The organism is Pseudomonas sp. F8002 (assembly GCF_013385495.1).
GTDB lineage: Bacteria > Pseudomonadota > Gammaproteobacteria > Pseudomonadales > Pseudomonadaceae > Aquipseudomonas.
Window position 1 is genome coordinate 346,849 of the sequence record NZ_JACAPW010000002.1, and the last position, 12,084, is coordinate 358,932.

General features: G+C 62.5%; 9 protein-coding genes. 2 read left to right on the forward strand and 7 right to left on the reverse strand.

The features are described from left to right. Positions 1-1,431: a hypothetical protein gene (locus tag HX811_RS03980; protein ID WP_177044841.1), complete on the forward strand. Its 1,431-nt coding sequence runs from the start codon at positions 1-3 to the stop codon at positions 1,429-1,431. On the opposite strand, the gene HX811_RS03985 is transcribed toward HX811_RS03980, so the two are convergent. Then, positions 1,428-1,952, reverse strand: a complete 525-nt coding sequence (locus HX811_RS03985) for a DUF924 family protein (protein ID WP_256344373.1) — start codon at positions 1,950-1,952, stop codon at positions 1,428-1,430. The genes HX811_RS03980 and HX811_RS03985 overlap by 4 nt on opposite strands. 127 nt (positions 1,953-2,079) lie before the next feature. Between HX811_RS03985 and HX811_RS03990 the strand changes: the two genes are divergently transcribed. After that, positions 2,080-3,138 carry a HoxN/HupN/NixA family nickel/cobalt transporter gene (locus HX811_RS03990; RefSeq protein ID WP_003210212.1) on the forward strand — a complete coding sequence of 353 codons (1,059 nt, stop codon included), beginning with the start codon at positions 2,080-2,082 and terminating at the stop codon, positions 3,136-3,138. Between the two features lie 186 nt (positions 3,139-3,324). Here HX811_RS03990 and HX811_RS03995 read toward each other — a convergent pair whose 3' ends face one another. The 6 genes from HX811_RS03995 to HX811_RS04020 all read right to left on the reverse strand — a co-directional run bounded on the left by HX811_RS03995 (position 3,325) and on the right by HX811_RS04020 (position 11,977). Further along, positions 3,325-5,766, reverse strand: a complete 2,442-nt coding sequence (locus tag HX811_RS03995; protein WP_177044844.1) for a TonB-dependent receptor — start codon at positions 5,764-5,766, stop codon at positions 3,325-3,327. An 88-nt stretch (positions 5,767-5,854) separates the two neighbouring features. Next, positions 5,855-6,802, reverse strand: a complete 948-nt coding sequence (locus HX811_RS04000) for a FecR domain-containing protein (RefSeq protein WP_177044845.1) — start codon at positions 6,800-6,802, stop codon at positions 5,855-5,857. Then, positions 6,799-7,296: a sigma-70 family RNA polymerase sigma factor gene (locus HX811_RS04005; RefSeq protein ID WP_177044846.1), complete on the reverse strand. Its 498-nt coding sequence runs from the start codon at positions 7,294-7,296 to the stop codon at positions 6,799-6,801. Before HX811_RS04005 ends, HX811_RS04000 begins: the two co-directional genes overlap by 4 nt. 246 nt (positions 7,297-7,542) lie before the next feature. Further along, the gene (gene metE, locus HX811_RS04010; protein ID WP_177022010.1) at positions 7,543-9,831 is read right to left on the reverse strand and encodes a 5-methyltetrahydropteroyltriglutamate--homocysteine S-methyltransferase; all 2,289 of its coding nucleotides are present in this window, start codon (positions 9,829-9,831) and stop codon (positions 7,543-7,545) included. Between the two features lie 388 nt (positions 9,832-10,219). Then, complete coding sequence (locus HX811_RS04015) at positions 10,220-11,065, reverse strand: LysR family transcriptional regulator (protein ID WP_256344376.1); 846 nt, start codon at positions 11,063-11,065, stop codon at positions 10,220-10,222. A gap of 21 nt (positions 11,066-11,086) precedes the next feature. Then, positions 11,087-11,977, reverse strand: a complete 891-nt coding sequence (locus tag HX811_RS04020) for a LysR family transcriptional regulator (RefSeq protein WP_177044847.1) — start codon at positions 11,975-11,977, stop codon at positions 11,087-11,089. Positions 11,978-12,084 lie beyond the last annotated feature (107 nt).

Consider the following 12,084-nt stretch of genomic DNA (forward strand, 5'->3'; position numbering starts at 1 on the left):
ATGAAACAAGCGGTTGTCGTCATCCACGGAATCGGCGAGCAGCGCCCGATGGATACCCTGCGTGGCTTCGTCGAAGCGGCGATCCCGGCGGACACCCCCGAGGCGACGCCTTTCTACTGGAGCAAACCCGACCGGTTTTCGCGCAACTTCGATTTGCGCGTGTTGAAGTCGGCGGGTCGCAACACCACCGATTTCTACGAGTACTACTGGGCCCACAAGATGCAGGGCACCAAGGTCGGGCACCTGCTCAGTTGGCTATGGGACATTTTCAAGCGCCCGCGCCGGGATATCCCGACGGCCATCGTGCCGATCTGGCGCGCCACGCGCTGGGCCTTGCTGGCCCTGCTCGTGCTGCTGGTCAGCGGAACCCTGGCGACGCTGTATGGCCGATTCCCCCACAGCGACAACCCCTTCGCCCTGATCCCGGTGCTGCTGGCGGTGATCGGCCTGGCCCTGAAGTACTCGGCACTGTCATACCTTGGCGATGCCGCCCGCTACCTGAGCCCCAACCCGCAGAACGTGGTGGTGCGCGAACAGATCCGCGCCGATGGCGTCGACCTGCTGCGCGCCCTGCATGACAAGGGTGATTACGACCGCATCATCGTCGTCGGCCACAGTTTGGGCAGCGTGATTGCCTACGACATCGTCGGCTACCTGTGGCACGAGCATCACGATCAGTTACGCCCCGGCGGCCCGGAACTCGCCGCCCGCTACGCCAACCACGAGCGACTGCAACCGGTGGTCCAGGACACGCTGCCAAAGGCTGGAAACGCCCTCGACGGCCGCCTGCAAAGCCTCCTCAAGTTCCGCGAACAGCAAGCCGAAGCCTTTATCGAACAACGCAACCTCGGCAACCCGTGGCGCATCACTGACCTCGTCACCCTCGGCAGCCCGATGGCCCACGCCAGCCTGTTGCTGGGCCGCAGCGTGAGCGACTTCCAGCGCCGTATCGAACGCCGCGAAGCCCCCGCCTGCCCGCCGACGCTCGACGATAAGGGCTACGGCTACAGCGGCCGGCTGCCCGTCACCGTGGGCGGTCGCCCATTTTCACCCCTGTATTTGCACCATGCCGCGGCGTTCGCCGTGACCCGTTGGACCAACCTCTACTTCCCCGCGCCCCTGGGCCTGTTTGGCGACATCGTCGGCGGCCCGGTCAGCCCGGTGATGGGCCCCGGCGTACTGGACCTGCCGGTCAGCGTGGGCAAATGGAAAGGCTGGCTCGCCAGGTCCTGGCTCAGCCACACCCATTACTGGAGCGAACGCGGCGGCGCCAAGGGCTACCTGAATAAACTGACCACCGATGACGCGGCGATTACCCAAGGCGAACGTCCGTCGGCGACTGAAGCGTTGCGCTGGGCGATTGATCTCAAGGGGGTGCGGCGTTTTCGCCAGGCGGGCGTCAGAGACTTAGTGGCTGAACCCGAGGCCTAGCCCGAAAAGCCACCGTCCTCCAGGAACGCCCGCTCCTCCTCTGTCGTGACCCTGGTCAACACCTCATTACGATGAGGAAAGCGTCCGAACCGCTCGATGATGCGGGCGTGCTCCTTGGCCCAGCGGTAGGTATTGGCATCAAGGTCCTTGTTCAGGGCCACCGACAGCTGTTGATCCCCGGGATCTTCAGAATGCTCGAAGGGCAAATAACAAAACGCCCGCAACGGGGTTTCGATCGACTTGTCCATCCCCGCCTCGACCATCTGCCGCGCGTACAAACGCGCCAGCGGGTCGGTGGCGAACATATGCGCCGTGCCACGGAAGGTATTGCGCGGGAACTGGTCCAGCAGCAACAGCAACGCCAGCGCGCCCTCCGGCGTTTGCATCCAGCTCTCCAGTTCGCGCCGGGCCGCCTGCAAATGCGTGGTGTAGAAAGCCTCGCGAAAACGCCGGTCAAACCCTTCATCCTTGGCAAACCAGAGCTTGGGCCCCGCCTGTTTCCAGAACTCAATAACCGCCATTGCTGCATTTTCCATCGTCGTCACAATCCTCTCCTCACTCACTCCACAAATTTCATCATCACTCTAAACAAAATCTATAAAGTTTCGGAACGTGTCTGAATGTTTCCAACGCACACAGGTAGTGTTGATGATCCTACGCCTTGCCCAGATTTTCAGTGACTCCAGCACCCGGGTTCGCGCCAAGCTGTTTGGCATCTACGGGTTGTTGATCGGCATTAACGTGGTCGCCTGGATCTGGGCGCTGGTGGCGTTCCATGAGCATCCGGTGTTGCTCGGCACCGCGCTCCTGGCCTACGGTTTCGGGCTGCGGCATGCGGTGGATGCCGACCATATCGCCGCCATCGACAACGTGACCCGCAAGCTGATGCAGGAAAAGAAACGTCCGGTGGCGGTGGGCTTCTTTTTCTCCCTGGGACATTCTTCGGTGGTGGTCCTGGCATCCATTGGCGTCGCGTTTGCGGCCTCGGTGATGCAGGCGCGGTTTGAAGGGTTCAAGGCCATCGGCGGGGTGATCGGCACGTCGGTCTCGGCCTCGTTTCTGTTGGTCATCGCCTTGATGAACCTGGTGATCCTGCACGCGATCTACAAGGCCTGGCGCCATGTGCGCCAGGGCGGTGCGTATGTGGAGGACGACTTCGACCTGCTGCTGGCGGACCGGGGTTTCATGGCGCGGATTTTCCGCCCGGTGTTTCGCCTGATCAGCCGCAGCTGGCACATGTACCCGTTGGGTTTCCTGTTCGGCCTGGGCTTTGATACGGCCACCGAGATCGGCCTGTTGGGGATTTCTGCGACCCAGGCCTCTCAAGGGCTGTCGCCGTGGGCGATCATGGTGTTCCCGCTGCTGTTCAGCGCCGGCATGTCCCTGGTGGACACGCTGGACGGCCACCTGATGCTGGGGGCATACGGCTGGGCGTACATGAAGCCGATCCGCAAGATCTACTACAACATGACCATCACCCTGGTATCGGTGGTGGTTGCGGTGGTGATCGGCAGTATCGAGGCGTTGGGGTTGATGGGTGACCAGTTGGACCTGAAGGGATCGTTCTGGAGCTTTATCGGCTCGCTGAACGACAGTTTCGGGATGCTGGGCTACATGATCATCGGGATCTTCGTGGCCAGTTGGGCGATCTCGGTGATGCTGTATCGCCTCAAGGGCTTTGACCGGATTGAAGTGAACGCGGGTTGACCGAGGGACATTCAGCCTTGTTGTGGCGAGGGAGCTTGCTCCCGCTGGGCTGCGAAGCGGCCCCAATAAGGCAATCGAGAGCCACCTGAAAGAACACCGTGTCCTTTTTTTGGGGCTGCTTCGCAGCCCAGCGGGAGCAAGCTCCCTCGCCACGGGTTGTTCATCACCTGATAGGTTTTCCCAGGTTCAGAAATCCACCGTCGCCGACAATTTCACTGTCCGCGGCTCACCCTGGGTCAGGTAGTTATTGGCCGTCGACGCCGACGACCAGTACGCCTTGTTCGCTACGTTTTCGACGTTGGCGCGCAGGGTGATGTATTTGTCATCCGCTTTGAAACCATAACGCGCCCCCAGGTCGACGCGGGTCCAGGCCGGGATGCTCAGGCTGTTGGCGGCGTTGACGTATTCGCCCCCGGTGCGCAGCATCCGTGCGCTGACCGCCGCACCCTGGATGCCCGGCACATCCCAATCCGCACCGACGTTGTACTGGAAGCGCGGCACACCCGCGGCGCGGTTGCCGTCGGTGGCGCCGTTGGAAGTGCTCTTCTGTTCGGTGTCCATCCAGGTGGCACCGGCCAGCAGGCGCAGGCCGTCGATGGGCTCGCCGAACACGTTGAGTTCCACGCCTTTGTTGATCTGTTCACCGTCGACAGTGAAGGTGTCGAACTTCTGGCCCGGGAACCGGGTGGTCGCGTTGTTCGGCTGTTCGATGCGGTACACACCCAGCGTGGCGCCATAGTTTTCCCAGTCCAGCTTCACCCCGGCTTCCGTCTGCTTGCTGCGCTTGGGCGGGAAGACTTCGCCGGGGTTGGTCACGTTCGTGAGTGGCGCCGTCGGGCCCTGGGCCAGGCCTTCGATACGGTTGGCGTAGAACGACACGTGCTCCCATGGCTTGATTACCAGGCCATAGACCGGTGTGGTGATGGACTCGGAGTACGGTGTACCCCGTGCCCCCGTGGCCGTGTTCCAACTGTCCACCTCGATGGTCTGGCGCCGCACGCCCAGGGTCAACAGCACCCGATCATCCAAAAAGCCCAGGGTGTCGGACACCGCCGCACTCTTGATGCGGTTCTTGCCGACAACCCGCGGGTCGTGAATATCACTGCCGAAATAGGTGTTGGTAGGTCGCGGCGTTTGCGTCGGGTCGTACAGGTTGCCGGGCTGGCGGTTGGCTTGCAGGATCGCCTCGTAGGACGAGCGCTGCTCGCCCCAGATCCCCGACAGCCCGAAGTTCATCTGATGGGTCACCGGCCCCGTCGCAAAGTGCCCGTTCAAGCCGGCCATGGCGCTTTTGTTGTCTTCATCATGGGGTGAATAGAGGAAGCCCACCTTGGCGCTGCCATCGTTGGCGACATACAGCGACGAATACTGGCCGTTCTCCCGAGTGTGCTTGGCGCCACCTGCCGCGTAGGCCGTCCAGTTATCGTTCAAGTCATATTCGGCGTTGACCATGCCGTAGGTGTCTTCCAGCTGCGACCAGCTCCAGTCCTGGGCGTAGTTGTCCTTGGCCGAGGGCGGGCTGGGGACTTTGGTGCCGGTCAGGTAGACCACCGAGCGGCCGTTATTGATGCGTTCTTTCTGGTAGCCAAAGTCGGTAGAGACCCGCAAGCGCTCGCCGCGATAATCCAGGGCAACGGCGATCAACTGCGAGCTTTTGTTTTCGTCATCCACAGCGGTTTCGCCGCCGTGCCGCGCCAGGTTGACCCGGGCGCCAAAGCGGTTGTCCTCGCCAAAGCGTTGGCCGAGGTCGATGTGGCCGCCGGCCTGGCTGTCGCTGGCGTAATCGAGGGTGACGCTGCGGGTGGGCGTGTCTTCAGCGCGCTTGGGCACCAGGTTGACGCTGCCGCCGATCCCGCTGCCCGAGGGCGACACGCCGTTGACGAAGGCATTCGGGCCCTTGAACAGCTCCACCCGTTCCAGGGCTTCGGTAGTGATGATCTGCCGGGGCAGCACGCCGTACAGGCCGTTGAATGCGATGTCATCGGTGCTCAGCGGCAGCCCGCGAATGGTGAACACCTGGGAGAAGTTGCCAAACCCGGACGACTGGCGCACCGACGCGTCGTTGAGCAATACGTCGCCGACGGTTCGCGCTTGTTGGTCGGCGATGGTTTTCGAGGTGTAGCTGACCACGCTGAATGGCACGTCGTTGATGGACCGATTGCCCAACACGCCCAGGCGTGCAGAACGTGCCACCTGGCCACCGGCATACGTGTCTGCCTGCGCCCCGCTCGCTTCACCGCTGATGGTGGTGGCGCCCAACTCCAACGCACCGCCGCTGGCCTGGGGCACCACGGTATAACCGTTGGTGCCGGTGCCTTGCAGGGTGTAGCCGCTGCCTTGCAGCAACTGGGCAAAACCCGATTGTGCGCTGTAGCTGCCTTGCAGCCCCGGGCTTTGTTGATCGTTGAGCAACGTGGAATCGAACGACAACGGCACCCCGGACAACGCCGCAAACTGCGCCAGCACATTCCCCAGCGGCTCCGCCGCGATGTTATAGCTGCGCGCCGCACTGCTTGGCGCAGCATCTTCTGCCTGGGCGTTCTGCAGCGGTGCGACGGCGGCAAGGGCGACCGCCAGGCTCAGAGCCTTCAACGGACGGGGGCAGTACGGGAGCGGTCTGGCGGTCATGGGCATTCCTGTCGGCGCGGAGCAATGTTGAGGGTTCTCCCCTACACCGGGCGACAACGAAAAAGGTATCAGCGAAAGTTGAAAAAGATCAGCGCGGCTCGACCGTCACCCAATACCCGGTCAGGCTGCTGACCTTGACCGGCAAGGTTTCCTGCAACAGGTGCAGGCTGGCATCGGTGTCGCGCAGGGGAAACGCACCCGACACCGTGAGGTCGGCAACCGAGGCATGGCAGCGCAATACGCCGGCGCGATAACGCCCCAGCTCATCCAGCAGGTCCGCCAGGCGCATATGCTGGGCCAGCAGCATGCCGTTCTCCCAGGTCAGGGTGCTGACGTCCAGCGGCTCGACGGCGGCTACCCGGTCAACACTGAAGGCGCCCTGCTCGCCCGCCTTGACGATCACCCCCTGGCCGGCATGCGCCGCCAGCAACTCCACCGAGCCTTCGGTCACGGCCACTCGGCTTGCCTGCTCACCCACCCGCACGCTGAACCGCGTGCCCAAGGCCCTGGCGGTACCGTGGCGGGTCTGGACGATGAACGGGCGATGGGCCGAATCCTTGGCGGTGGTGATCAGCACTTCGCCCTTGAGCAGCTCGATACGCCGCACCTGCTCGGAGAACGCGATATTCAGCGAGCTGCCGGTGTTGATCAGCATGCGTGTGCCGTCGGGCAAGGTGAGATTCCTTTGTTCGCCGATGGCCGTGTGCTGGTCGGCGGTCCACTGCTGCCACGGCACCTGCCGATACGCCAGCCAGGCCGCCGGGCCGGCCGCCAGCAACAACCCGAGCGCCTGGCGTCGGCCGAGGGATTTTTTGTGCCCGATGCGCTTCAGGGTATCGCCGGCAATCGCCGCCGGCACGCTGTTGAAGTCCCCCAGAATAGCCTGCGCCCGTTGCCAGGCCTGGGCATGCTGGGCGCTGCGGCCCTGCCACTGGGCGATGGCGCGGCGGTCCTCATCGGTGGCGCTGCCGGACTGCAACTGCACCATCCAGTCGGCGGCTTCACCGAGGATCAGCGGATCAATCGACTGGCTCATGCCACGCTCAGGCAGGCCAGGAAGGCCTCGCGCATGTAGCGTTTGACCGAAATCAGCGACACACCCAGGGCATCGGCGATCTGCTGATAGGTCAGGCCGTCGATCTGCGACATCAGGAAGGCCTGGCGGGTTTTTTCCGGCAGATCCCGCAGCATCGCCTCAATGCGGTACAGCGCTTCGAGGATCAGCCAGCGGGTTTCCGGCGAAGGTACATGCTGTTCGGGCAGGTGGGCGATGGTTTCCAGGTAGGCGCGTTCCACTTCCTGGCGGCGCCAGCTGTCGATCATCAGGCCCTTGGCGATATGGGTCAGCAATGCCCGTGGCTCGGCGCCCAGGTTGCCGGTGGTTTGCCGGGTGAGCAGGCGCATGAACGTGTCATGGGCCAGGTCGGCGGCATCGCTGGCGTTGCCCAGCTTGCGGTCCAGCCAACGGTGCAACCATCCATGGTGTTCGCAGTACAGGTCCTGGATATGCAGATTGAGGGGAGACGACATGCCGATCACCGGGGCGCGCTGGGCGGTGGGGCCCAAGCGTAATTAAGAATTGATCGCATTCTAGTCTGCTAGGGTTGTAACTGGCAATTTCACAGTTTTCTGAGCGCTGGAGATTCCTGTGGGAGCTGGCTTGCCTGCGATAGCGGCGGTTCAGCGTGCATCTTTGGCGACTGATACACCGCTATCGCAGGCAAGCCAGCTCCCACATTTTTGATCTTCACCCGGCGTGTGATTCCGGGTGTTGGATCAGGCCAGTTCGGCCCGCAGTTGACGCGCCGCAGTCACCATGTGAATCAGTGCCGCTTCAGTCTCCGGCCAGCCACGGGTTTTCAGGCCGCAATCCGGGTTGACCCACAGGCGTTCGGCCGGGATGCGTTTGGCTGCCTTGCGCAGCAGGTTGGCCATTTCCGAGGCATCCGGCACCCGTGGCGAGTGGATGTCATACACACCTGGGCCAATGTCGTTCGGGTAGGCGAAGGCTTCGAATGCCTCCAGCAGTTCCATGTCCGAGCGCGAGGTTTCGATGGTGATCACGTCGGCATCCATCGCCGCGATGGACTCGATCACATCGTTGAACTCGCTGTAGCACATGTGGGTGTGAATCTGGGTTTCGTCACGCACGCCGGAGGCGCACAGGCGGAACACTTCAGTGGCCCAATCCAGGTATTCCTTCCACTGCGCCTGGCGCAACGGCAAGCCTTCGCGGAACGCGGCTTCATCGATCTGCACGATCTTGATCCCGGCGGCTTCCAGGTCCACCACTTCGTCACGAATCGCCAGGGCGAGTTGCCGCGCCTGTTCTTCGCGGCTCACGTCTTCACGGGGGAACGACCACATCAGCATGGTCACCGGGCCGGTCAGCATGCCCTTCATCACCTTGTTGGTGAGGCCCTGGGCGTAGCGGATCCACTCCACGGTCATGGCTTTCGGACGACTCAGGTCACCGAAAATCACCGCCGGTTTCACACAACGGGAACCGTAGCTCTGCACCCAGCCGAAGCGGGTAAATACATAACCGTCCAACTGTTCGGCGAAGTATTCGACCATGTCGTTACGCTCGGCTTCACCATGCACCAGCACGTCCAGGCCAAGGTTTTCCTGCACTTCGACAGCGTGGCGGATCTCGCTGTGCATGGCTTCGACGTATTCGGCTTCGCTCAACTTGCCGGCCTTGTAGGACTGGCGAGCCAGGCGGATCGAAGCGGTTTGCGGGAACGAACCGATGGTGGTGGTCGGAAACAGCGGCAGGTTCAGGCCGGCACGCTGTTTCTCGATACGTTGGGCAAACAGCGAGTCACGCTGGCTGTCCTTGGCGGTGATCGCCGCCACACGGGCTTGCACCGCCGGCTTGTGGATACGCGGCGAAGCGGCACGGGCCGCCTGCACGGCACGGCTTTCGGCCAGGGCAGCGATCACGTTCGGCGCTTCAGGCTGGTTCACGGCCTGGGCCAGCACCGCCACTTCTTCGCACTTCTGTACGGCAAACGCCAGCCAGCTTTTCAACTCGGCATCCAGCTTGTCTTCACGGCACAGGTCTACCGGGCTGTGCAGCAACGAGCAGGATGGCGCCACCCACAGGCGATCCCCCAGGCGCTCATGAGCATGCTGCAAGGTGGCCAGGGCTTTTTCCAGGTCGCAGCGCCATACGTTACGGCCGTTGACCACGCCCAGGGACAGCACCTTATAAGCCGGCAGACGATCGAGGATAGTCGGGTACTGATCCGGTGCACGCACCAGGTCGATGTGCAGGCCGTCCACCGGCAGGTTGGCTGCCAGGCCGAGGTTCTCTTCCAGGCCGCCAAAATAGGTGGCCACCAGCTTCTTCAGCGGGTCGCGCTGGATCAGGTTATAGGCACGCTCGAAGGCGTTTTTCCAATCCTGCGGCAGGTCCAGCACCAGGATCGGCTCGTCGATCTGCACCCATTCCACGCCCAGGTCCGCCAGGCGCTGGAAGATCTGGCCGTACAGCGGCAGCAGGCGGTCCAGCAGGTCGAGTTTGTCGAAATCACCACCCTTGGCCTTGCCCAGCCACAGGTAGGTCAGCGGGCCGATGACCACCGGCTTGACGGTGTGGCCGAGGTCACGGGCTTCCTTGACCTCTTCGAACAGTTGCTCCCAACCCAGCTGGAATTGCTGGTCGGCGCTGAATTCAGGGACCAGGTAGTGATAGTTGGTGTCGAACCACTTGGTCATTTCCTGGGCGTGGGCACCGCCGCAGCAGTTGTCACTGACGCCACGGGCCATACCGAACAGGGTGTGCAGGGTGGCTTTGCCGTCGGCCGGGCGGAAACGCTCGGGGATCACACCGAACATCAGCGAGTGAGTCAGTACCTGGTCGTACCAGGCGAAGTCACCGGCGGGCAACAGTTCGATGCCGGCTTTCTTTTGCAGGTCCCAGTGCGTCTTGCGCAGTTCACGACCTACGGCGCGCAGGCCGGCTTCGTCGAGCTCGCCCTTCCAAAACGCTTCCTGCGCTTTTTTCAGTTCACGATCGCGACCAATGCGCGGGAATCCAAGGGAATGGGCAACAGCCATGACGTAAAGCTCCAATGTGTTTGTATGGGAGCCATTGTCGGGATCGAGTGATAGTGAGACAAACTCATTTTATTTGAGATGATCACAAGTTCCACTCATGATGAAATGCACCGCCCAGGCTTGAGTGATCGCGCGGCGCTCACGCTCCATGCGCACGGGAGTGGGTGGGCCTTCGTTTTGCTTATCACTGAAATAGCTGGCGGCGTCTGTTTCGGTGCCCGGCCGCTCAGCATACTTTTGCTTCCCAAGCCCCAAGGAAGCCCCCACATGGAACAGCAGCAGCCACTGACCACCCTCCTCGTTCACTTCGTAGCCCTTGGGCTCACACTCCTCGGCATCGGCAGCCTGGCGCTGCTGATGGCCTGGGCCGGGCGTCTGATTTTCTAGTTCAATCGGCGGGAATATCGGCGCTCAACGTGCGGATCAACGCTTGCGCCTGAGAGTCCCGCTGCGCCGTATACAGCACCACTTCACGACTGGGCAGCGGCGGCAGGTCGAAACGCTGCTCCACGTCGACGCAGCCACCGGGCGCCATTCGCCCCACCATCGCGCCGATGCCAATTCCCGCCACCACTGCAGCGCCGATCGCCAGGATCCCGCTGCCCACGAACGCCTCTTCCCAGGCACGGTTCTGCTCGGCCAGCGCCGCCATCACCATGCTGCGCATGCCGCAGGGTTCCGGCTGGATCGCCAGGGGCAACGCCCCGCCCTGGCGCAATTCGAAGTCGTGGGAAGCCATCCAGCCAAAGCGTTCGATGCCCACCACTTCGCCGTCCTGACGACGGTTGTCGTGCCGCAGGATCATCGCCACATCCAGCTTGCCCTGCTCGTAGTTCATCAACATATCCCGCGAGGTGCCGAGGCTGAACGCCACGATCACGTCCGGGTCGGTGGTCGCCAAACGTCGCAGCCACAGGCTGAGATCGGCGCCGACAATGTGGTGGCTGACGCCCACGCGCAAGGTGCGTTTCTGCGGGCCAAAACAGTTCATCGCTTCCTGGTAGTTGTCCAGCAAGCGGCGGGCGCTGGCCAAAAACATCTGGCCATGGGCCGACAGCGTGACCCGTCGCGGCGTGCGTTCCAGCAGCTTGCGGCCAAGGCTTTCTTCGAGGCGTTTTATCTTCAGGCTGATAGCCGCCTGGGTGCCGCCGATGGCATCGGCAGCGCGGGTAAAGCTCTTGAGTTCGGCGACCAGAACGAACGCCTGGATGGCGTCGATATCGGGCATTTTCATGGATGGGCTGGCGATAGAGAGTCAAGACGTGACGTTAGCATGCCGCGCCTGCTGACCAAACCACTGCATGATCAGCACGCAGCCTGGGTGTGACGCCGCCGATGGCTGCAAGCACAATGCATACACCCCGCCGGTCACCAGCGGCTGACCAAACGGCACCACCAACACACCCCGTTCGATCGACTCGGCCGCCAGCGTCAGATCCGTCATCGCCACCCCAAGCCCACGCGCAGCGGCATCCAGCGCCAGTTCGTCGAGGTTGAACGGGATATGCCGGTAGTCGTCCAGCGACCGCGCGCCATTGGCCGCCAGCCAGGCCGTCCAGTCCTGCTTGTCGGCTGAACGATGCAGCAGCGCAAAGTGTTCGAGCTGTTCCACGGAAGCCAGTGGCCCCAAACCCGGCGCGCAGACCGGCACCAATGATTCGTGGAACAAGGTCAGGCGCGCAGGATCGTTGTAGGGCTTGGGCAGGTAAAGGATGTAGGCATCGCTGTCACTCGCCGGCTCGACCACCTCGGTGGCGACGGTCTCGATTGCCAGGGAAATATCGGGATGGTTGCGATAGAAATCGCTGAGCTTGGGCAGCAGCCAGCGCACCGCCAGCGACACATGCAGGCGGATGCGAAACGGACGTTTACGAGGCGAGAGCCGATCCTCCAGCCCCTTCAGTTGCGCCAGGATGCTCCGGGCACTGGCCAGCACCTGCTCACCTTCGGCGGTCAGGCGCAGGCTGCGGCTGGTCCGGGTGAACATCGGCACGCCGAAATGGCTTTCCAGTTGCTGGATTTTGCGGCTCACCGCGCTTTGGGTCAGGCACAGCTTCTGCGCAGCCACGGTGAAGCTCGCGCAGTCGCTGACTTCAACCAACGCCTGAAGGCCCTGCAGCGAAGGCACGTGACGGATGTTATCCATGCGTTTTCCGAATGGTTGGATGATTTTATAACGTTGGTTGTATCACCGCAGGCCCTATAGATTCCAGCTGCAGCCCGAACTTATTTATGCCAGCAACGCATACAGCC